This window comes from Pseudomonas sp. TE21394 (assembly GCF_054057835.1).
This window is the reverse complement of the sequence record NZ_JBSRZR010000001.1, coordinates 2,211,892-2,232,259: the sequence shown is the minus strand read 5'-3', so window position 1 is coordinate 2,232,259 and position 20,368 is coordinate 2,211,892. Positions and strand designations below refer to the sequence as shown.

Below are 20,368 nucleotides of genomic sequence, written 5' to 3'. Positions count from 1 at the left end.
CCTAGCACCTCCTGGCCCACCGACGCTAAACCGGCGGGCCGCCGAACAGGTTGAACACTGTATGAATGCTCTAGCCCGCCGCGCCGCAGGCCTGTTGCTCGGCACGCTGTGCCTGCCGCTCGCAGCCTTCGCCGCCGATGTGCAACCCACCCACGAATTCATCCTCGACAACGGCCTTAAAGTGGTCGTGCGCGAGGACCATCGCGCCCCGGTGGCGGTCTCGCAGATCTGGTACAAGGTTGGCTCCAGCTACGAAACCCCGGGCCAGACCGGCCTGTCCCACGCGCTGGAACACATGATGTTCAAAGGCAGCGCCAAGGTCGGCCCTGGCGAGGCATCGCGCATCCTGCGTGACATCGGTGCCGAGGAAAATGCCTTTACCAGCGATGACTACACCGCCTATTACCAGGTTCTGGCCCGCGACCGCCTGCCGGTGGCCCTGGAGCTGGAGGCCGACCGCCTGGCCAGCCTGCGCCTGCCTGCCGACGAGTTCAGCCGCGAAATCGAGGTGATCAAGGAAGAACGCCGCCTGCGCACCGATGACCAGCCCAACGCCAAGGCATTCGAGCTGTTCCGCGCCATGGCCTACCCGGCCAGCGGCTATCACACGCCGACCATCGGCTGGATGGCCGACCTCGAGCGCATGAAGGTCGAAGAGCTGCGCCACTGGTATGAATCCTGGTACGCCCCCAACAATGCCACCCTGGTCGTCGTGGGCGACGTCACCGTCGACGAGGTCAAGGACCTGGCACAGAAGTACTTCGGCAGCATCCCCAGGCGTGCCGTGCCGCCGGCCAAGTTGCCCCTGGAACTGGCCGAGCCCGGCCAGCGCCAGCTGACCCTGCACGTACGCACCCAACTACCCAGCCTGATCTACGGCTTCAATGTCCCCGGCCTGGCCACTGCCAAGGACCCGCGCACGGTGCACGCCCTGCGCCTGATCTCGGCGCTGCTCGACGGCGGCTACAGCGCCCGCATGCCGGCGCGCCTGGAGCGTGGTCAGGAGCTGGTGGCCGGCGCTTCGTCCAGCTACAACGCCTTCACCCGCGGCGACAGCCTTTTCCTGATTTCGGCCACACCGAACGTACAGAAGCACAAATCCCTGGCGGACGTGGAAAAGGGCATCTGGCAACTGCTGGATGAGCTCAAGAACTCCCCACCCAGCGCCGAGGAAGTCGAGCGCGTGCGCGCCCAGGTCATTGCCGGCCTGGTCTACGACCGTGACTCCATCAGCAGCCAGGCCACCACCATTGGCCAGCTGGAAACCGTCGGTCTGTCCTGGAAGCTGATCGACAGCGAACTGGACGAGCTCAAACGCGTTACCCCGCAGGACATCCAGAACGCTGCGCGCACCTACTTCACCCGCGAACGCCTGAGCGTTGCCCATGTACTGCCCGAGGAGTCCGCTCATGAGTGACCGCCGCGCACCCTACCCGACCCTGCTGGCCAGCGGCATCCGTGCCCTCGCGCTGGCGGCCGTGCTGGCCGGACCGGCCATGGCCGACAACGTCACCAAGGCCGAAGGCAATGCCGCACGCCCGGCCAACACCTTGCAGTCGCTGGCCGAGCTGGATGGCAAGGCACCCAGCCGGCGTCAGTTGAACATTCAGCACTGGAACACCGCGGAAGGCGCCCGGGTGCTGTTCGTCGAGGCCCGCGAGCTGCCCATGTTCGACCTGCGCGTCACCTTCGCTGCTGGTAGCAGCCAGGATGGCGGCGTGCCAGGCCTGGCGGCCCTGACCAACGCCATGCTCAACGAAGGCGTGGCCGGCAAGGACGTGACCACCATCGCCGAAGGTTTCGAGGGCTTGGGTGCAGACTTTGGCAACGGCTCCTACCGCGACATGGCCATAGCCTCGCTGCGCAGCCTCAGCGCCAAGGACAAGCGTGAACCGGCGCTGAAGCTGTTTACCGAAGTGGCTGGCAAACCGACCTTCCCGGAAGAGGCCCTCAAGCGCATCAAGAACCAGATGTTGGCCGGCTTCGAATACGACAAGCAGAACCCCGGCAAGATCGCTGGCAAGGCCCTGTTCGCCGAGCTTTACGGTGACCACCCCTACGCCCACCCGAGCGACGGCACCGCCGACAGCATCAACCGCATCACCCTGGCACAGCTGCGCGCCTTCCATGCCAAGGCCTACACCGGCGGCAACGCGGTCATCGCGCTGGTCGGCGACCTCAGCCGCGCCGAAGCCGAAGCCATTGCCGCCCAGGTGTCCGCCGGACTGCCCAAGGGCCCGGCGCTGAGCGCCCCGGCCCAGCCCACTGAAGCCAGGGCAGGCCTGACTCACATCGACTTCCCGTCCAAGCAGACCCATCTGATGCTGGCCGAGCTCGGTATCGACCGCCAGGACCCGGACTGGCCAGCCCTCTCACTTGGCAATCAGATTCTCGGTGGTGGTGCTTTCGGCACCCGGCTGATGACCGAAGTACGAGAAAAGCGCGGCCTGACCTACGGCGTATATTCGGCGTTCAGCCCAATGCAGGTACGCGGCCCGTTCATGATCAATTTGCAGACACGCGCCGAACTCAGCGAAGGCACGCTCAAGCTGGTACAGGACCTTCTCGCCGACTACCTCAAGGCCGGTCCCACCCAGCAGGAACTGGACGATGCCAAACGCGAACTGGCCGGCAGCTTCCCGCTGTCCAATGCCAGCAATGCCAACATCGTCGGTCAGTTGGGCGCCATTGGCTTCTACAACCTGCCGCTCACCTGGCTGGAGGACTTCATGCAACAGTCCCAGGCGCTCACCGTCGAGCAGGTCAAGGCGGCCATGAACAAACACCTGTCAGCCGATAAACTGGTGATCGTCACCGTAGGCCCGAAAGTGCCAAAAAAACCGCTGCCAGCACCTACCGACAAACCCTCCGAGCAACCGCTCGGGGTACCGGAGCACTAATGCCTAGATCCACCCCTCCCGCCCGCCCGCAACCGGGCCAGAGCAAGGGCCAGGGCCACCTGCGCATCATCGCCGGCGAATGGCGCAGTCGCCGCCTGGCAGTACCGGATGGCGAAGGCCTGCGGCCAACGCCCGACCGCGTGCGCGAAACCCTGTTCAACTGGCTGGCCCCTTACATCGAAGGCGCCCGCGTGCTGGACGCTTTCACCGGCAGCGGCGCCCTGGTACTTGAAGCACTGTCCCGCGGGGCCGAAGACGCCGTGGCGCTGGACAGCAACCCGGTGGCTATCGCCAACCTGAAAAACAACCTCGAAATCCTGCGCTGCCCACGCGGGCAAATCCTGCAGACCGATGCGCTGCGCTACCTGCAAGGCCCGGCCAAGCAGCAGTTCGACGTGGTGTTCCTCGACCCGCCGTTCCACCAGGACCTGTTGGCCAACACCTGCAACCTGCTGGAGCAGAACCAGTGGCTGCACGAACAAGCGTGGGTCTACACCGAAAGCGAAACCGCGCCGTCGACCCTGCAACTGCCTGGCAACTGGCGCCTGCACCGTGAAAAGAAAACCGGCCAGGTGTACTACGCGCTCTGGCAACGGGGCTGACCGAAAAGCCGCAGGTTGGCTAATTAGATACCGCCATCCCGCCTGCGTTGTCATTGAAGCTGCTCCTTCGTTCTTGCAGGAGCACTTCAACCATGACCGATCGCCCCTCCCCCCCCACGCTACCAAGCGCGGTGCAATCCCTCCTCCTCGACAATGGCTTGCGCATCTACTTGCGCGAAGATCATCGCGCCCCGCTGGTCAGCGTGCAGCTTTGGTATCACGTCGGGTCCAGTTATGAACCGCAGGGCCACAGCGGCCTGTCCCACGCACTGGAGCATTTGCTCTTCGAAGGCAGCAGCAAACTGGCGCCGGGCGAGTATTCGACGCTCATGACCCGCCTGGGCGGTGAGCCAAATGCATTCACGGGCTCGGACGCCACTGTTTTTCCACTCACATTGCCGGCCAGCCGCGTGGAAATCGCCCTGGAGGCCATGGCCGATGTCATGGCCAGCGCCACCCTGAGCGATACGCCATTTGCCAGGGAGCTGGCGGTTGTCATGGCCGAGCGGCGTGCGAATGTCGAGAACAGCCCGCTGGCACTTGCGCTGGAGCATCACCACTTGCTGACCTACGGCGACGCCGGTTATGGCACGCCTGTGATCGGCCACAAAGTCGATCTTGAGCACTTAACTCCGGCGGCGGCACAAACCTGGTATCGGACCTGGTACCACCCCAACAACGCCACACTCGCGGTCGCCGGCGACATAACCTTGTCGCAGCTGCAAACACTCGTTACCCGGCATTTTGCTGGCATACCCGCCCATCGCCTTCCCCCGCGCCAGGTACCAATGGGCCTTCCAAACCCAGGCATGCGCCAGCAGACCCTGCGCCTGCCAGGCCTGTACACCGGCGCGGTGCTCGGCTTCAACCTGCCCAGCCAATGCACCGCTGGGTCGGATGCACAAGCCTATGCGCTGCGGTTACTGCCCGAAATCCTTGCTGATGGCCACGCCAGCAGGCTGAAACGGCTGCTGGCGGTGGAAGAGCCGCTCCTCCAGGGCCTGCGAGCGGCCTATGAACCCTGGCAACGCGGCGACAGCATGCTTGCCCTTTACGCATTTTGCAGCCCGCACGTCACCCCGGAGGCCGCAGCCGAGCGATTGATGCTCGAGATCGGTGCATTTCGCCAGGCGGCGCCCACCAGGCAAGACCTTGAGCGCGCCAAGGCACGCCTGCTGGCCCGGCAACAGTTCGAAAGGGATGACATCGACAAACAGGCGCGTGCCATCGGCAAACAGGCGGCTTGCGGGCTAGACCCGGTTGCCCTGGATGACGAGCGACAAGCCATAGAGGCCGTGACGGCCGAGCAGGTGGGCCAGGCAGCCCATGACTTCCTGACCGAATCCCGAGCCGCCATGACTTTCATGCACGCCAAGGAGAACGCTCATGCGTGACACCATTTCGATTGCGCCACAACCAACCGTAGCCAGCAGCGTCGGGAGCAGCTTGATGTCCACCCAAGGGCTTGATCTGGACCTGTTCGAAACCCTGCACGTACCGGTCCAGGCCTGGACCACGATGGCCGGCACAGGCGTGAAGTTCATCGAGGCCCGCGGACTGCCAATCGTCGACGTGGTATTGCGGTTCAAGGCTGGCACCAGCCAGGACACCGACCAGTCCGGCTTGGCAGCCCTGACGTTCTACATGCTTGACGAAGGCAGCCAGCAGCATACGGCGAGCCAACATGCAGAGCATCTGGAACGCCTGGGCGCGATCACGGAAAAAAACATAGGCCTGGAGCATGCGACGCTCAGTTTGCGCAGTCTTGGCAACGAGAAAATACTCGATGCGGCCCTGGAGCTGTTCATCGACCTCGCTGCAAATCCTGCTTTTCCGCCACTTGCACTGGACAACATAAAACCGCAGCTACAACGCCTTAACGCATCGCGAGAACGGCAGCCTGGCGTCAAGGCGCGCACAGAAGCATTCCGTTATTTGTTCAACGGCCACCCTTATGGCAATTATCTGGGAAGCACCCGACAGGGAATGGAATCTGTAACTGTCGACGACCTGCGCAAGTTCCATAAACGCGCCTATGCGGCCAGCAACCTTGAAATAGTCATGGTGGGTGACCTTTCCTTGAGCACAGCCCAAGCGATCGCTCAACGGATCAGCCAGGCCCTGCCGCAGGGCTGGACAGCTGCTGAACTGCCTGCCGTACCCACGGTCACCAGCGCAACGATCAACATCCAACAACCTGGTGCAAGCGTTGCCACGCTGCTTGCACTGCCCATGAATGTGCCTGCCAACGACCCAGAGTTTCTTCCCCTGATACTGGCCAGCGAAGTACTTGCAGGAAGCCTGGAGTCCCGCTTGATGATGGAGTTACGCCAACGTCGCGGCCTTACCTACGGCATCCACAGCATGGTAAAGCCCTTGAGTGCGGGTGGGGTGTTCGCCGTTGAATGGGAAATCGCCCCCCGATACCTCCAGGGCTCGCAAGCGTTGGTAGAGGCCCTGCTGCGCGAATTCATCGACAAAGGGCCAACCGAAGCGGAATTGCAGCTCGCCCGCAAGCAGCTGGCCGGGCAACTGCTGCGTGCCGTTGCACAAAACCGGAGCCTGGCAGCATTGCTCACCCGGGTCACCCATCAACGCCAGCCCGCCGATCATCTGAACACCTACATCGAGCGCATCAGTGCAACCTCTGCGGCAGATGTCCGCTCGGTCATGCAACGCCGGCTGGACCTCGACCACAAGGTATTGGTCAGTGTCGGCCCTGCGGCCGAGCAGCAGCCGCTGCCGCCTACCGACCAATAGCGCAGGTACAGTGGCGCTATTTCATGGCACTCTAGGCAGGCACACCACGAGTCGCCCAGCATGCCCAGTTCGAGCGCCACATTCCGCCCAGCCATCGGTCTGTCCAACCCTCACCTGCAAACCCTGTGGGGGCCACTGTGGCGCAAGCTGCCCGACCTGCCACGCAGCCGCGAGCGGCTGTGGCTGGCCGATGGCGATTTCATCGACCTGGACTGGCACGGCCCGCACCATGCACATACTCCTCTGGTACTGGTGCTGCACGGGTTGACCGGTTCATCCCACTCGCCTTACGTCAAAGGCTTGCAGCAAGCGCTGCTGGCCTGCGGCTGGGCCAGCGTGGCGGCGAACTGGCGCGGTTGTTCGGGCGAACCCAACCTGCTCCCGCGCAGCTACCATTCCGGTGCCAGCGAAGACCTGGCAGAAATTGTCAGCCACCTGCGCGCCCAGCGCCCGCTGGCACCGCTGTATGCGGTGGGCTATTCGCTGGGCGGCAATGTGCTACTCAAGTACCTGGGCGAAAGCGGCGTCGCCAGCCAGCTGGAAGCCGCAGTGGCGGTGTCGGTGCCATTTCGTCTTGACCATTGTGCCGACCGTATCGGCCAAGGTTTCTCCAAGGTGTACCAGGCGCATTTCATGCGCGAGATGCTGGCGTACGTGAAACTCAAGCAGCGGCACTTTCACGACAACGGCCAGCATGAACGGCTGGCGACACTGCAACGGCTGGGGCCGCTGGACAAGTTGCGCACATTCTGGGACTTCGATGGCAAGGTCACCGCCCCACTGAACGGCTTTCGCGACGCGAACGACTACTATCGCCGCTCATCGAGCCACTTCTTCCTGGGCGGCAACCGCACGCCGACACTCATCATCCATTCAAGCGATGATCCATTCGTTTCAGACCACAGCCTGCCCACGGCACGTGAGCTGGCACCACAGACCCGTTTCGAACTGCATGACCGGGGTGGCCATGTGGGTTTTGTCGATGGCAGCTTGCGCAACCCGGCATATTACCTGGAGCGGCGGATTCCGCAGTGGCTGTTGCAAGGCCAGTAACGCGGTAACGGCCTCAACGTCGGCAAGCCGGCGATGAGGCCAGGCCTGCCTATTCACCGGTCGCTACGCCACGCGCCGGGTCGTTGATCCATTCACTCCAGGACCCGGCATACAGTTTGCCAAGCGGATACCCCGCCAGCGCCAGCGCAAACAGGTTATGGCAAGCAGTCACCCCAGATCCGCAATACGAAACCAACTGCTCCGGCGCGCGCCCTGCCAGCTTCTCGGCAAAGCGCTGCCTGAGCTGCTCCGCCGGCAGGAAGCACCCGTCAGCCCCCAGATTGTCGGTGAACGCTGCGCACTGCGCGCCAGGGATATGCCCCGCCACCGGGTCGATCGGCTCCACTTCCCCGCGAAACCGCGGCAATGCACGCGCGTCGAGCAAAGTCATGTCATCTGCACCCAAACGCTTGGCCAGATGCCCGGCGTCGATCAGCAGCTTGGCGTCCGGCTCACCTGCGAACGTGCCTTCCCGCTTGGCTGGCGGGTCGAGGCTCAGCGGCAGGTGAGCCGCATGCCAGGCCTTCAGCCCCCCGTCGAGGATCGCCACACCGCTGCGCTTGCCCAGCCAGGCCAGCAACCACCACGCTCGGGCGGCAAAGGCGCCAGGGCCGTCGTCGTACAGCACCACCTCGCTGTCATTGTCCACGCCCCACTCGCGCAGGCGCTCGACAAGCCGCTGCGCATCCGGCAACGGGTGGCGCCCGGTGCGGCCTTTGCTCACAGGCCCGCTCAGGTCACGCTCCAGGTCGGCAAAATGCGCCCCGGCAATATGCCCCTGGGCGTAGCTGCGTTGGCCATAGTCCACATCCTCCAGAGCAAAGCGGCAGTCGAGTATCACCAACTTGGCCGAACCCAGACGCTCGGCCAACTGCTGCGGGGTGATCAATTGCGCAAGGGGCATGACAATCTCCTGATCGATGGCACTAGGGCCCCGGGTTACTTCGCCAGGGCCTGGTTGAACGGTACATGGAATTCCTGACACAGGGCGTCCACGGCGCTGCGGGCATTCTCGGTGACAAAGCCAAGCTCCAGCACCAGCACCTGATAGACGCCACGCTTGAAGGCTTCTTCGCCCAGATGCGCGGAATGCTCCCGCGTGGTACTAAGAAAACGCACCCAGGACGTCAGCACGATCCAGGCGTTGATGGTCAGCGATTCGATCTGCGCCGGCACCATGGCCAGGATCCCCGCCTCGACGAAGCCGCGGTAGATGGCCTGGCCCTGGCGCAAGCAGCGCTCGGAAAAGCGCCGGTAACGGGCCGCCAGCTCCGGGTCACTGTCGAGCAGATGCTCCAGGTCCCGGTGCAGGAAGCGGTAGTTCCACATTGCTGCCAGCAGGGCCTTGAGGTAGAAGCGCTTGTCTTCCACGGTCGCCGGGCGGCCTTGCGGCGGGCGCAGGAAGCTGTCCACCAGGTCTTCGTACTGGCTGAACAACAGGGCGATGATCGCCTGCTTGTTGGGGAAGTGGTAATACAGGTTGCCGGGTGAGATTTCCATGTGTGCGGCAATGTGATTGGTACTGACGCTGCGTTCACCCTGCTGGTTGAACAGCTCAAGGCTGTTCTGCACGATGCGCTCTCGGGTGTTCATGCGCGGCGCCATGCTCGGCTCCCAGTCTGCGGGCTTCATCAAAAGGTCATCTTACGGCGTATTGGCGGTGGAATACACCGCATGAGTGCGCGGAAAAAGTCGCACCATCGCCTGGATTAGAGTATAGGCTCTAAGGATTTCCCGCCCGGACTCGCCACTGCCATGAACTCGCCTAGTGCCCTGCCTATTGTGCAATCCGACACCGACCTGGCGGCGATGTTCGCTGTTCAGCGCCGGGCCTTTTCCGGCAACCCGCTGCCACCTGCGGCGCAGCGGCGGCAATGGCTGAAAAGCCTGCGCGAGGCCTTGCTGGCCGGCCAGGCGGAGCTGATCGAAGCCATCGGCCAGGACTTTGAAGGGCGCAGCGCCAACGAGACCCTGCTGGCCGAACTGCTGCCCTCGGTGCAGGGCCTGCGCCACGCCGAAAAGCACCTGCAACGCTGGATGCGCGCCAGCCGACGCCGCGTCAGCCTGGCCTTTCAGCCAGCCAGCGCGCAGGTGCGTTATCAACCCTTGGGCGTGGTCGGCGTCATCGTGCCGTGGAACTACCCGTTGTTCCTGGCCATCGGCCCGCTGACCTGCGCCCTGGCTGCTGGCAACCGGGTCATGCTCAAGCTCAGCGAAGCCACACCGGCTTGCGGTCGAGCGCTGAAACAGCTGCTGGAGCGCGTATTCCCCACCGACCTGGTCAGCGTTGTGCTTGGCGAAGTCGAGGTGGGCAAGGCCTTCGCCCGCCTGCCTTTCGACCACCTGCTGTTCACCGGTGCTACCAGCGTCGGGCGTCAGGTGATGCTGACTGCGGCACACAACCTGACTCCGGTCACCCTGGAACTGGGTGGCAAGTCGCCGGCAATTGTCTCGGCCGACGTACCGCTGGACAGTGCCGCCGAACGCATCGCTTTCGGCAAGACCCTGAATGCTGGCCAGACCTGCGTCGCACCCGACTACGTGCTGGTGCCGCGCGAGCGGCTGCAGGCCTTCAGCGACGCCTACCAGCGTGCCGTACGCCAGCTGTACCCGCGCATCGCAGACAACCCCGACTATACCGCCATCATCAACCCGTACCAGCTGCAGCGCTTGCAGCGCCTGCTGGATGACGCCCGTGCCAAGGGCGCGCAGGTGCTGGATATCTACCCCGATGAAACCCGCCAGGGTCGGCGACTGCCGCCGCACCTGTTGCTCGACGTGCACGACGACATGCAAGTGATGCAGGACGAGATCTTCGGCCCGCTGCTGCCGCTGGTGCCCTACGACAGTCTCGAACAGGCGCTGGCCTACATCAACCAACGACCACGCCCGCTGGCGCTGTATTACTTCGGCTATGACCGCGCCGGCCAGGAGCAGGTGCTGCGTCACACCCATTCCGGCGGCGTGTGCCTGAACGACACCTTGCTTCAGGTGGCCCAGGACGACCTGCCATTCGGCGGCATCGGCCCTTCGGGTATGGGCCACTACCATGGCCATGACGGGTTCCTCACCTTCAGCAAGGCCAAGGCGGTATTGGCCAAGCAACGTTTCAATGCTGCGCGGCTGATCTACCCGCCTTATGGCAAAGCCCTGCAGCGCCTGGTGTTCAGGCTGTTCATCCGCTGAGGGCCAACCCATGCACCGCCGCGAACTGTTGCGTTTCAGCCTTGGCGCCAGCCTGATGCTGGCCGGTACCAGCCTGGTCGGTTGCCGCGCACAAACAGCCGCGACCGGTTACCACGCATTGCGCGACGATGACCTGCCGCTACTGAGTGCGCTGATCCCGGTGGTACTGGCCGACACACAGGCCACCGAACCATTGGTGCTGCACAGCCTTGACGACAAGCTGGCGGCGCTGTCGCCTGAGATGCTCAAGCTCACCCGGCAATTGTTCGACGCGCTCAGCCTGCCGCTCACCCGCGGCCCGCTGACGGGTGTCTGGGGCGCCTGGGAACAAGCCAGCCCCGCGCAAGTCAGGGGCTTCCTGCAGCGTTGGCAGCACAGCTCACTGAACCTGCTGCGCATGGGGCACGCCTCACTACTGCAGTTGCTGCAAATGGCCTGGTACGAACGCCCTGAATCCTGGGCCGCGTGCGGCTACCCAGGGCCACCGAAGATCTGAAAAACAACAAGAGCAGCGCAAATGCCTGTACCCGACCCGTTTCGCCAAGGCCTGGAGGGTGGCTGGATCACCCATGACGCCTCGCGCCTGGAGCAGGACCTTACCCTGGAAGCCGACGTTGCCGTGATTGGCAGCGGTGCCGGTGGCGCAACCAGTGCACAGATGCTCAGCGCCGCCGGCTTCAAGGTGCTGTTGATCGAAGAAGGCCCGTTGAAGACCAGCAGCGATTTCCACCTGCTGGAAAACGAAGCCTACGCCAGTTTGTACCAGGAAGGCCTGGGCCGCATGAGCAAGGATGGCGCCATCACCATTCTGCAGGGCCGCGCCGTGGGTGGCACAACGCTGGTCAATTGGACCTCGAGTTTTCGCACCCCGCCCGAGACCCTGGCGCACTGGGCCTCGGCCCACAACGTGAGCGGCCTGGACGAAACGCAGATGCGCCCCTGGTTCGAACGCATCGAACAGGAGCTGGGCATCAGCCCCTGGGGACTGCCGCCGAACGCCAACAACGACGTGCTGCGCCGTGGCTGCGAGCAGCTGGGCTACCGCTGGGCGGTGATTCCGCGCAACGTGCGCGGCTGCTGGAACCTGGGCTATTGCGGCATGGGCTGCCCTGTGAATGCCAAGCAATCAATGCTCGTGACCCGCATACCCGCCACTCTCGAGCAAGGCGGCGAGTTACTCTATCTGGCCCGCGCCGAGCGCTTCGAGCACAACGGCGAACGCATCCATGGCCTGACCTGCCAGGCTTTGGACAGCCAGGGCATACACCCTTCAGGCCGCCAGATCCGCATTCGCGCGCGCCACTATGTTCTGGCCGGGGGCGGTATCAACAGCCCGGCGCTACTGCTGCGGTCCGCCGCGCCCGACCCGCACGGCCGCCTGGGCAAGCGCACCTTCCTGCACCTGGTGAACTTCAGCGCAGCGCGCTTCAACGAGCGTATCGACCCTTACTACGGTGCCCCGCAATCCATCTACAGCGACCACTTCCAATGGCAAGGCGGCGTCGACGGCCCGATTGGCTACAAGCTGGAGGTACCGCCGTTGCACCCGGCCCTGGCCAGCACCCTGCTGGGTGGGTATGGCGAGGACAATGCCCGGCGCATGGCCGAGCTACCACATACCCACGTAATGCTGGCGCTGCTGCGCGACGGCTTTCACCCGCAAAGCCAGGGTGGGACGGTGGAGCTGCGCGGTGATGGCTCACCCGTGCTCGACTATCCGCTCACCGGCTACCTGTATGACGGCTTGCGCCGCGCCTATCGCAGCATGACGCAAATCCAGTTCGCCGCCGGCGCCATCCAGGTAACCCCCGTGCACAGCGATGCCAGTGCCGCGTCCAGCCTGCAACAGGCCTTGGCCATGATCGACAGCTTGCGCTTGGAGCCGTTCCGCACGCTCCTGGGCAGCGCCCACGTAATGGGCGGTTGTGCCCTGGGGAACGACCCGCGCCAGGCGGTATGCGACAGCCTGGGCCGCCATCACCAGCTGGAAAACCTGTCGATACACGACGGTTCACTGTTCCCCACCAGCATCGGCGCCAACCCGCAATTGTCGGTGTATGCCATCAGCGCCATGCTCAGCGAGGCGCTGATTGCCCGCCTGACACACAGCGCATGACAACGATCGCGGCCCCTGTCTATAGTGCCATCAGCTGGCCGCATGACTTGGCCGGGCGCAGTCGCTGCGCTACCATCCGACTCCCCAACGCACTCCAGCCAGGATGACGCGATGAACCGAGTGTTGTACCCGGGTACTTTCGACCCCATTACCAAAGGCCATGGCGATCTGGTCGAACGCGCCTCGCGGCTGTTCGACCACGTGATCATCGCCGTGGCGGCCAGCCCCAAGAAGAACCCGCTGTTCCCGCTGGAACAACGGGTGGAGCTCGCCCGTGAGGTCACCAAGCACCTGCCCAATGTCGAAGTCATCGGCTTCTCCTCGCTGCTGGCGCACTTCGCCAAGGAACAGGGCGCGAACGTGTTCCTGCGTGGCCTGCGGGCGGTATCCGACTTCGAGTACGAGTTCCAGTTGGCGAACATGAACCGGCAATTGGCGCCCGATGTCGAGAGCCTGTTCCTCACGCCTTCGGAACGTTATTCGTTCATTTCCTCGACTTTGGTCCGGGAAATCGCCGCACTGGGGGGTGATATCAGCAAATTCGTCCATCCTGCGGTGGCCGAAGCGCTGACCGAACGCTTCAGGAAGTAAGCCAGACAGCTGATTGTCGCGCCCGCGTGCACTGCGGGCGCGAATGCGGCACAATTGTGCCCACTGCGTTGAACATGCCCGGGCGCAGAGCCCCGGCCGGAGTCCCCATGTCCCTGATCATCACCGACGATTGCATCAACTGCGACGTCTGCGAACCCGAGTGCCCGAACGAGGCCATCTCCCAAGGCGAAGAGATCTACGTGATCGACCCGAACCTGTGCACCCAGTGCGTGGGCCATTACGACGAGCCGCAATGCCAGCAGGTTTGCCCTGTCGACTGCATCCCGCTGGATGAGGCGCACCCGGAAACCGAAGAACAGCTGATGGCCAAGTATCGCCGGATCACCGGCAAGGCCTGAATCTGCAGGCCTGCGCGGTACCTGCAGGAGCGCAGCGCCTCAGCGTTGGCAGCGCGGGCAATACACGCTGGCCCGCTGCCCCAGCTTGACCTCGCGCAATTGCGTGCCGCACACCTTGCACGGCTGCCCGCCCCGCCCATACACGAACAATTCCTGCTGGAAGTACCCCGGCTGGCCATCGCCGCCGATGAAGTCGCGCAGGGTCGTGCCGCCCTGCTCGATTGCCGCCGCCAGCACCCGCTTGATCTCTATCGTCAGCTTCAGGTAACGCGCCCGTGAAATCCCGCCGGCCGCGCGGCGTGGGTCGATTCCGGCGGCAAACAGCGCCTCGGTGGCGTAGATGTTGCCCACCCCCACCACCACTGCGTTGTCCATGATGAACGGCTTGACCGCCATCGAACGCCCACGGGACAACTGGAACAACCGCTCGCCGTCGAACAGGTCGGTCAGTGGCTCCGGCCCCAGGCGCAGCAGCAGCTCGTGGTTCAACGGGTCCTGGCTCCACAGCATCGCGCCAAAGCGGCGCGGGTCGGTGTAGCGCAGCATCAGCCCCGACTCCAGTTCGATGTCGACGTGCTCGTGCTTGGCCGCCGGCAAACCCAGCGCGACCAGGCGCAGGTTGCCCGACATGCCCAGGTGGCTGATCAGCGTACCGACCTCGGCATTGATCAGCAGGTATTTCGCGCGCCGCTCGACACTGACGATGCACTGCCCTGACAGGCGCACGTCCAGGTCTTCGGGAACCGGCCAGCGCAGGCGCCGGTCACGCACCACCACCCGGCTGACCCGCTGGCCTACCAGGTGCGGCGCGATACCGCGCCGGGTGGTTTCTACTTCGGGTAATTCCGGCATGTGTCAGTGCCCGCCCAACTCGCGAATGTTCTGCTTGAGGTTTTCGAAATCGTATTCCGACAAGCCGATGTAATCGAGCACCAGCGGGCCGACCACGCGCCATTCATGGTCCAGCGACTGGTTGCCCAGTACCCGGTAGGAGGCACAGATGTGCTCGGCCATTTTCAGTACCGCCAGCAGGTTCTTCAGCTGGCTCTGGGTATTGCGCGAGCTTTCGTCGCGGAATACCGCCAAGGCATTGTGGTGGTTGGCGATGGCCGCGCTGAGGTGCTCGGGCAGGCGCCAGGACTTGGCGGTGAAATAGCCGACCACCGCATGGTTGGTGTTGAAGGCCCGGTTTTCGGTGTCGACGATCCGGGTCTCTCCGTCGGCCGTGGCATAGGCCTGCTCCAGCACTTCCATGTAGTCGGGGAAGCGCTTGAGCATCAGCGGCACGCCACAGTCATGGAACAGGCCGAGGGTGTAGGCCTCGTCCGCCGGCTGGATGCCGGTGCGCTTGGCCAGGGTCAGGCAGGTCATCGCCACATCCTGGGCGGTATCCCAGAAGCGGTTGAGGGTGACGATGGTCTCGTCGCTCATTTCGCCCTTGATCGACTGGGCGTTGATCAGGTTGATGATCGAACGGCTACCTAGCAGGTTCACCGCGCGCTGGATCGAACCGATCTTGTTGGAAAGGCCGAAGTGCGGGGAGTTGACCAGCTTGAGCAAGGCGCCGGAAAGCCCCGGGTCCTGGGCAATCAGCTTGGCGATGGTTTCCAGATCAGGGTCTGGCATGTACTGCTCGAACTGCAGATCGACCATGATTTGCGGTTGCGGCGGGATGGTGATGCCTTGCAAGGCTTGCTGAATCTGTTCGGCGCTGAGTTCCTGGGACATATGTGCACACTCGTTCGGGACGAGCGATTCTAACCCCCCGGACCGGCAAGGGACCAACCACTGAATCGTAACGCCGGAACTTTCCTTGAGCGCCACGGGCCTCTTTTTTCACATCCATCGAAAAAGGAGCAATGACCATGAGTGCGGAACTGAACGGCAAGCGCGTAGCCTTTCTGGTCACCGACGGCTTCGAGCAGGTGGAGCTGACCGGCCCCCGCGAAGCGCTTGAACAGAGCGGCGCGGTGGTGGATATCCTCAGCGACAAGGAGGGCACGGTACGCGGTTGGAACCATGACCAGCCGGCGGATGAGTTCGCCGTGGATGCCACTTTCGAAGGTGCCCACCTGGACCTCTACGATGCGCTGGTGCTCCCTGGCGGCGTGCAAAACTCCGACACGATTCGACTCATACCTGCGGCGCAGAAACTGGTGAAAAGCCACGACGCGGCCGGCAAGCCGCTGGCCGTGATCTGCCACGGTGGCTGGTTGCTGGTGTCATGCGGGCTGGTCAAGGGCAAACGGATGACCAGCTACAAGACCCTGCAGGACGACATTCGCAACGCCGGCGGGGAGTGGGTGGATGAAGAGGTGGTGGTCGATGGCAAGCTGATCAGCAGCCGCCAGCCCGATGACATTCCGGCGTTCAGCCAGCAGTTGATCAAGGCACTCGCGGCCTGATTGTCTCTACCGGCCCGATCACCGACAAGCCGGTGATCGGGCTGGCAGCTTGTCGAGCCTGACACCGATAGGTAGGCAGACAGGCTATAATCCCGCTCTTTTTTCCCGGAGCGACGTCATGTCCCTGCCCAGCCTTCGCCTCAAAGCCAATGCCGATCGCCGCCTGCGCGCCGGCCACCTGTGGGTCTACAGCAACGAAGTCGATGTCACCGCGACCCCGTTGCAGGGCTTTCAGGCCGGCCAGCAGGCCATACTCGAGGCGGCCAACGGCAAGCCGCTGGGCATCGTGGCACTGAGCCCGAACAACCTGATCTGTGCCCGCCTGTTGTCGCGCGATGCCAAACTGCCGCTGGACAAGTCGCTGCTGGTGCACCGCCTGAACGTGGCCCTGTCACTGCGCCAGCGCCTGTTCGAGCAACCCTGCTACCGCCTGGTCTACGGCGATTCCGACCTGCTGCCAGGCCTGGTGGTAGATCGCTTCTTCGACATTCTCGTGGTGCAACTGGCTTCGGCCACCATGGAAGCGCACAAGGACGACGTGATTGCGGCGCTGGTCCAGGTGCTCAAGCCCAGCGGCATCCTGTTCAAGAACGACTCCTCGGCGCGCGACGCCGAAGGCCTGCAGCGCTATGTCGAGACGGTCTATGGTGAAGTCCCGGATTGGGTGCCGCTGGAAGAGAACGGCGTCAGGTTCGAAGCCCCGGTGCGTGACGGCCAGAAGACCGGCTGGTTCTACGACCACCGCATGAACCGTGCCCGCCTGGCACCGTACGTGAAAGGCAAGCGTGTGCTCGACCTGTTCAGCTACATCGGTGGCTGGGGCGTGCAGGCGGGTGCCTTTGGCGCCAGCGAAGTGTTCTGCGTCGATGCCTCGGGCTTTGCCCTGGATGGCGTGGAGCGCAACGCCGCGCTGAACGGCATTAGCGAGAAGCTGACCTGCATCGAAGGCGACGTTTTCGAGGCCCTGCGCGAGCTCAAGGCCGCCGAAGAGCGCTTCGACGTGATCATTGCCGACCCACCCGCGTTCATCAAGCGCAAGAAAGACCTGAAAAACGGTGAAGCGGCCTATCGCCGCCTGAACGAGCAGGCCATGCGCATGCTGACCAAGGACGGTATTCTGGTCAGCGCCTCGTGCTCGATGCACCTGCCTGAAGACGACCTGCACAACATCCTGCTGACCAGCGCCCGCCACCTCGACCGCAACATGCAGTTGCTCGAACGCGGCGGCCAGGGCCCGGACCACCCGGTGCACCCGGCCATCGCCGAAACCCGCTACATCAAGAGCATCACCTGCCGGTTACTGCCCAACAGCTAAGCGCTGGCAACCGGGGGCCTTCATGCCCCCGGTTCGCTTCAGATGCCCAATACCTGCGTCGCAATTCCGAAATACACCAGCACGCCTGCGGCATCAGCAATCGATGTGATCAACGGGCCACTGGCCGTGGCCGGGTCCAGCTTGAAGCGGCTGAGCAGGAACGGCAGGCTCATACCGATCAGGCTGCCGACCAGCACGATCAACACCATGCTGCTGGCAACGATCAGGGCAATCTGCGGCCCCCCGCGTAGTACCCCAAGGGACGCTACGGCCACCGCCATGGTGCATCCAAGCAGCAGCGCCACCGCGAATTCCCGCCCCAGCATGCGCCACCAGTCACGCATGACCACTTCACCTGTGGCCAAGCCCCGCACCATCAAAGTTGCAGACTGGGCACCGGCATTACCGCCGCTGTCCACCAGCAGTGGCAGAAAGAACACCAGAGCGATGTGGGCGGCGATGGTTTCCTCGAAGGCAGCAATGCCCGCCCCGGAAAAGAGGTTGCCGAACACCAGCAGAACCAGCCAGAACACGCGTTTGCGGTAAAGCAGACCAAGGGTCGCGTGTCGCAGATTGCCTATGTGATTGGTGATCGAGGCGCCCTTGTGGAAATCTTCGGTCGCCTCACGCCGTTGTGCCTCCAGGGCTGCCTGGGTGTTCAGATCGGAGGTATTTCTATCGAGCGATTGTTGCATGAGTTTCTCCAGGCGCCGACCCAGGCGCCCACAGACCTCAGCCCCTTGGACTCAAGCCTTCGGCAGCCCTGGCGACGGCGCGCTCAGTGCCAGATTTCAGGTTCGTGTGGAACCGGTAACTGGGAAGGTCCATTGAGTGTTTTCTCGCAAAGCCGCACATGCGGCGCCGGCATGATAGAAGCTCGGGAACTGCTGGTCAGCCCCGTCAGCAGCGATTCAGAAAGGTCCTACAAGCAACCGACCAACAGGCCAAAGCCACCGCCTGGCCACATCGCCATTCCCTCACCGCCTCAGCGGTGTAGAATCGGCCTATTCATCGCCAGTCATCCCCGGCGGGTTTATGAGCTCTGGCCAGGCACGCGGCGATCCCGCGCAGTCCTCGGCCCCATCCGTGCCAGTGGCAACCGGCCTGCGGTACAAAGGACAAGAGAAGCTCACTCCCCTTTCTGTGACCTGATTAAGCCGCCAGGAGTGTTTCATGCCTGATTACCGTTCAAAGACTTCCACCCAAGGCCGCAACATGGCCGGCGCCCGTGCCCTGTGGCGCGCCACCGGGATGAAGGACGAAGACTTCAAGAAACCCATCATCGCCATCGCCAACTCGTTCACCCAGTTCGTCCCAGGCCACGTGCACCTGAAGGACCTGGGCCAGCTGGTCGCCCGCGAAATCGAACGCGCCGGTGGCGTGGCCAAGGAATTCAACACCATCGCGGTCGATGACGGCATCGCCATGGGCCACGACGGCATGCTGTACTCGCTGCCAAGCCGCGAGATCATCGCCGACGCCGTTGAATACATGGTCAACGCCCACTGCGCCGACGCCATCGTGTGCATCTCCAACTGCGACAAGATCACCCCCGGCATGCTGATGGCCGCACTGCGTCTGAACATCCCGGTGATCTTCGTATCCGGCGGCCCGATGGAAGCCGGCAAGACCAAGCTGGCCAACCATGGCCTGGACCTGGTCGACGCCATGGTCATCGCTGCAGACTCTTCGGCCTCCGACGAAAAGGTCGCCGAATACGAGCGCAGCGCCTGCCCGACCTGCGGCTCGTGCTCCGGGATGTTCACCGCCAACTCGATGAACTGCCTGACCGAAGCCCTGGGCCTGGCCCTGCCGGGCAACGGCTCGACCCTGGCCACCCACGCCGACCGCGAGCAACTGTTCCTCACTGCCGGCCGCACCATCGTCGAGCTGTGCAAGCGTTACTACGGCGACAACGACGAGTCGGTCCTGCCGCGCAACATCGCCAACTTCAAGGCGTTCGAGAACGCCATGATGCTCGACATCGCCATGGGCGGCTCGACCAACACCATCCTGCACCTGCTGGCCGCAGCCCAGGAGGCCGAGGTGGCGTTCGACCTGCGCGACATCGACCGCCTGTCGCGCAAAGTACCGCAGCTGTGCAAGGTGGCGCCGAACATCCAGAAATACCACATGGAAGACGTGCACCGCGCCGGCGGCATCTTCAGCATCCTCGGCTCGCTGGCCCGTGGCGGCCTGCTGCACACCGACCTGCCGACCGTGCACAGCCGCAGCATGGAAGAAGCCATCGCCAAGTGGGACATTACCCAGACCGATGACGAAGCCGTGCATACCTTCTTCAAGGCAGGCCCTGCCGGCATCCCGACCCAGACTGCATTCAGCCAGTCGACCCGCTGGCCGAGCCTGGACCTGGACCGCGCCGAAGGCTGCATCCGCAGCGTCGAGCACGCCTACTCGCAGGAAGGCGGCCTGGCCGTGCTGTACGGCAACATCGCGCTGGATGGTTGCGTGGTGAAGACCGCCGGCGTCGACGAATCGATCCTGGTGTTCGAAGGCACCGCGAAGATCTTCGAGAGCCAGGACAGCGCCGTGCGCGGCATCCTCGCTGACGAAGTGAAGGCCGGCGACATCGTGATCATCCGCTATGAAGGCCCGAAAGGTGGCCCGGGCATGCAAGAGATGCTGTACCCGACCTCGTACCTGAAGTCCAAAGGCCTGGGCAAGGCCTGCGCCCTGCTCACCGATGGCCGCTTCTCGGGCGGTACCTCGGGCCTGTCGATCGGCCACGCCTCGCCGGAAGCCGCGGCTGGCGGTGCCATCGGCCTGGTGCGCGACGGCGACAAGGTGCTGATCGATATCCCCAACCGTTCGATCAACCTGCAAGTCAGCGACGAAGAACTGGCCCAACGCCGCGTCGAGCAGGACAAGAAGGGCTGGAAGCCAGCCGAAGTGCGCCCACGCAAGGTGACCACTGCGCTGAAGGCCTATGCCCTGCTGGCAACCAGTGCCGACAAGGGTGCTGTGCGTAACAAGGCGATGCTGGAAGGGTTCTAAGGCCTGACAGAGAGAAAAAACCGGCGTCCTGGGCGCCGGTTTTTTTATGCCTGTGAGGTTCCTTCG

Annotated in this window: 19 protein-coding genes; 14 read left to right on the top strand and 5 right to left on the bottom strand. The window is 63.7% G+C overall.

Annotation, left to right across the window (positions count from 1 at the left end; all coding sequences use genetic code 11):
- The first annotated feature begins 61 nt into the window (after positions 1-61).
- The 6 genes from ACVWZT_RS10390 (at position 62) to ACVWZT_RS10365 (ending at position 7,315) form a co-directional block, all read left to right on the top strand.
- Positions 62-1,417 (top strand): M16 family metallopeptidase, encoded by a 1,356-nt coding sequence (locus ACVWZT_RS10390; RefSeq protein WP_296232681.1) that lies wholly within the window; start codon positions 62-64, stop codon positions 1,415-1,417.
- Positions 1,410-2,900 carry a M16 family metallopeptidase gene (locus ACVWZT_RS10385; protein ID WP_457469222.1) on the top strand — a complete coding sequence of 497 codons (1,491 nt, stop codon included), beginning with the start codon at positions 1,410-1,412 and terminating at the stop codon, positions 2,898-2,900. Before ACVWZT_RS10390 ends, ACVWZT_RS10385 begins: the two co-directional genes overlap by 8 nt.
- Positions 2,900-3,502, top strand: coding sequence for a 16S rRNA (guanine(966)-N(2))-methyltransferase RsmD (gene rsmD, locus ACVWZT_RS10380; RefSeq protein ID WP_296232676.1), 603 nt, complete (start codon positions 2,900-2,902; stop codon positions 3,500-3,502). Before ACVWZT_RS10385 ends, rsmD begins: the two co-directional genes overlap by 1 nt.
- Before the next feature lie 92 nt (positions 3,503-3,594).
- A complete protein-coding gene (locus ACVWZT_RS10375) occupies positions 3,595-4,896 on the top strand; it encodes a M16 family metallopeptidase (protein ID WP_457469220.1) in 1,302 nt (433 codons plus the stop codon).
- On the top strand, positions 4,889-6,262 hold the full coding sequence (locus tag ACVWZT_RS10370; protein ID WP_457469218.1) for a M16 family metallopeptidase: 1,374 nt from the start codon (positions 4,889-4,891) through the stop codon (positions 6,260-6,262). The genes ACVWZT_RS10375 and ACVWZT_RS10370 overlap by 8 nt, the downstream gene beginning before the upstream one ends.
- A 60-nt stretch (positions 6,263-6,322) precedes the next feature.
- On the top strand, positions 6,323-7,315 hold the full coding sequence (locus ACVWZT_RS10365; protein WP_457469216.1) for a hydrolase: 993 nt from the start codon (positions 6,323-6,325) through the stop codon (positions 7,313-7,315).
- Positions 7,316-7,364: 49 nt separating this feature from the next.
- Here ACVWZT_RS10365 and ACVWZT_RS10360 read toward each other — a convergent pair whose 3' ends face one another.
- On the bottom strand, positions 7,365-8,219 hold the full coding sequence (locus ACVWZT_RS10360) for a sulfurtransferase (protein WP_457469214.1): 855 nt from the start codon (positions 8,217-8,219) through the stop codon (positions 7,365-7,367).
- A 35-nt stretch (positions 8,220-8,254) separates the two neighbouring features.
- Complete coding sequence (locus tag ACVWZT_RS10355) at positions 8,255-8,920, bottom strand: TetR/AcrR family transcriptional regulator (RefSeq protein WP_296232815.1); 666 nt, start codon at positions 8,918-8,920, stop codon at positions 8,255-8,257.
- Positions 8,921-9,070: 150 nt separating this feature from the next.
- Here ACVWZT_RS10355 and ACVWZT_RS10350 point away from each other — a divergent pair, with 150 nt between their 5' ends.
- From ACVWZT_RS10350 to ACVWZT_RS10330, 5 genes are all read left to right on the top strand, one after another.
- Complete coding sequence (locus ACVWZT_RS10350) at positions 9,071-10,501, top strand: coniferyl aldehyde dehydrogenase (protein ID WP_457469212.1); 1,431 nt, start codon at positions 9,071-9,073, stop codon at positions 10,499-10,501.
- Positions 10,502-10,511: 10 nt separating this feature from the next.
- Entirely contained in the window at positions 10,512-10,997 is a 486-nt protein-coding gene (locus tag ACVWZT_RS10345; protein WP_457469210.1) for a twin-arginine translocation pathway signal protein, read from the top strand.
- A 21-nt stretch (positions 10,998-11,018) separates the two neighbouring features.
- The gene (locus tag ACVWZT_RS10340) at positions 11,019-12,617 is read left to right on the top strand and encodes a GMC family oxidoreductase N-terminal domain-containing protein (protein WP_457469208.1); all 1,599 of its coding nucleotides are present in this window, start codon (positions 11,019-11,021) and stop codon (positions 12,615-12,617) included.
- A 111-nt stretch (positions 12,618-12,728) separates the two neighbouring features.
- Positions 12,729-13,208, top strand: a complete 480-nt coding sequence (coaD, locus tag ACVWZT_RS10335; protein ID WP_296232664.1) for a pantetheine-phosphate adenylyltransferase — start codon at positions 12,729-12,731, stop codon at positions 13,206-13,208.
- A gap of 107 nt (positions 13,209-13,315) precedes the next feature.
- The gene (locus tag ACVWZT_RS10330; protein WP_009683359.1) at positions 13,316-13,567 is read left to right on the top strand and encodes a YfhL family 4Fe-4S dicluster ferredoxin; all 252 of its coding nucleotides are present in this window, start codon (positions 13,316-13,318) and stop codon (positions 13,565-13,567) included.
- Positions 13,568-13,606: 39 nt separating this feature from the next.
- Here the strand turns inward: ACVWZT_RS10330 and mutM are convergent, their stop codons facing one another.
- On the bottom strand, positions 13,607-14,419 hold the full coding sequence (mutM, locus tag ACVWZT_RS10325) for a bifunctional DNA-formamidopyrimidine glycosylase/DNA-(apurinic or apyrimidinic site) lyase (RefSeq protein ID WP_457469206.1): 813 nt from the start codon (positions 14,417-14,419) through the stop codon (positions 13,607-13,609).
- A gap of 3 nt (positions 14,420-14,422) precedes the next feature.
- Entirely contained in the window at positions 14,423-15,241 is an 819-nt protein-coding gene (locus ACVWZT_RS10320) for an HDOD domain-containing protein (protein ID WP_289134205.1), read from the bottom strand.
- Between the two features lie 191 nt (positions 15,242-15,432).
- Here ACVWZT_RS10320 and ACVWZT_RS10315 point away from each other — a divergent pair, with 191 nt between their 5' ends.
- Together ACVWZT_RS10315 and ACVWZT_RS10310 are read left to right on the top strand one after the other, a co-directional pair.
- The gene (locus tag ACVWZT_RS10315; RefSeq protein ID WP_296232657.1) at positions 15,433-15,972 is read left to right on the top strand and encodes a type 1 glutamine amidotransferase domain-containing protein; all 540 of its coding nucleotides are present in this window, start codon (positions 15,433-15,435) and stop codon (positions 15,970-15,972) included.
- A 118-nt stretch (positions 15,973-16,090) separates the two neighbouring features.
- Entirely contained in the window at positions 16,091-17,287 is a 1,197-nt protein-coding gene (locus tag ACVWZT_RS10310; RefSeq protein WP_296232656.1) for a class I SAM-dependent rRNA methyltransferase, read from the top strand.
- Positions 17,288-17,325: 38 nt separating this feature from the next.
- Here ACVWZT_RS10310 and ACVWZT_RS10305 read toward each other — a convergent pair whose 3' ends face one another.
- Positions 17,326-17,982: a magnesium transporter gene (locus ACVWZT_RS10305; RefSeq protein ID WP_296232654.1), complete on the bottom strand. Its 657-nt coding sequence runs from the start codon at positions 17,980-17,982 to the stop codon at positions 17,326-17,328.
- Between the two features lie 478 nt (positions 17,983-18,460).
- Here ACVWZT_RS10305 and ilvD point away from each other — a divergent pair, with 478 nt between their 5' ends.
- Positions 18,461-20,302 carry a dihydroxy-acid dehydratase gene (ilvD, locus tag ACVWZT_RS10300; protein ID WP_296232652.1) on the top strand — a complete coding sequence of 614 codons (1,842 nt, stop codon included), beginning with the start codon at positions 18,461-18,463 and terminating at the stop codon, positions 20,300-20,302.
- Positions 20,303-20,368 lie beyond the last annotated feature (66 nt).

What these genes read in the sequence shown, in the direction of transcription:
- ACVWZT_RS10345 (WP_457469210.1), top strand. Translation starts at nt 10,512, where the DNA reads ATGCACCGCCGCGAACTGTTGCGTTTCAGCCTTGGCGCCAGCCTGATG.
- ACVWZT_RS10390 (WP_296232681.1), top strand. Translation starts at nt 62, where the DNA reads ATGAATGCTCTAGCCCGCCGCGCCGCAGGCCTGTTGCTCGGCACGCTG.
- ACVWZT_RS10305 (WP_296232654.1), bottom strand. Translation starts at nt 17,982, where the DNA reads ATGCAACAATCGCTCGATAGAAATACCTCCGATCTGAACACCCAGGCA.
- ACVWZT_RS10370 (WP_457469218.1), top strand. Translation starts at nt 4,889, where the DNA reads ATGCGTGACACCATTTCGATTGCGCCACAACCAACCGTAGCCAGCAGC.
- ACVWZT_RS10310 (WP_296232656.1), top strand. Translation starts at nt 16,091, where the DNA reads ATGTCCCTGCCCAGCCTTCGCCTCAAAGCCAATGCCGATCGCCGCCTG.
- mutM (WP_457469206.1), bottom strand. Translation starts at nt 14,419, where the DNA reads ATGCCGGAATTACCCGAAGTAGAAACCACCCGGCGCGGTATCGCGCCG.
- ACVWZT_RS10375 (WP_457469220.1), top strand. Translation starts at nt 3,595, where the DNA reads ATGACCGATCGCCCCTCCCCCCCCACGCTACCAAGCGCGGTGCAATCC.
- ilvD (WP_296232652.1), top strand. Translation starts at nt 18,461, where the DNA reads ATGCCTGATTACCGTTCAAAGACTTCCACCCAAGGCCGCAACATGGCC.
- ACVWZT_RS10385 (WP_457469222.1), top strand. Translation starts at nt 1,410, where the DNA reads ATGAGTGACCGCCGCGCACCCTACCCGACCCTGCTGGCCAGCGGCATC.
- rsmD (WP_296232676.1), top strand. Translation starts at nt 2,900, where the DNA reads ATGCCTAGATCCACCCCTCCCGCCCGCCCGCAACCGGGCCAGAGCAAG.
- ACVWZT_RS10355 (WP_296232815.1), bottom strand. Translation starts at nt 8,920, where the DNA reads ATGGCGCCGCGCATGAACACCCGAGAGCGCATCGTGCAGAACAGCCTT.
- ACVWZT_RS10315 (WP_296232657.1), top strand. Translation starts at nt 15,433, where the DNA reads ATGAGTGCGGAACTGAACGGCAAGCGCGTAGCCTTTCTGGTCACCGAC.
- ACVWZT_RS10330 (WP_009683359.1), top strand. Translation starts at nt 13,316, where the DNA reads ATGTCCCTGATCATCACCGACGATTGCATCAACTGCGACGTCTGCGAA.
- ACVWZT_RS10340 (WP_457469208.1), top strand. Translation starts at nt 11,019, where the DNA reads ATGCCTGTACCCGACCCGTTTCGCCAAGGCCTGGAGGGTGGCTGGATC.
- ACVWZT_RS10360 (WP_457469214.1), bottom strand. Translation starts at nt 8,219, where the DNA reads ATGCCCCTTGCGCAATTGATCACCCCGCAGCAGTTGGCCGAGCGTCTG.
- ACVWZT_RS10365 (WP_457469216.1), top strand. Translation starts at nt 6,323, where the DNA reads ATGCCCAGTTCGAGCGCCACATTCCGCCCAGCCATCGGTCTGTCCAAC.
- ACVWZT_RS10350 (WP_457469212.1), top strand. Translation starts at nt 9,071, where the DNA reads ATGAACTCGCCTAGTGCCCTGCCTATTGTGCAATCCGACACCGACCTG.
- coaD (WP_296232664.1), top strand. Translation starts at nt 12,729, where the DNA reads ATGAACCGAGTGTTGTACCCGGGTACTTTCGACCCCATTACCAAAGGC.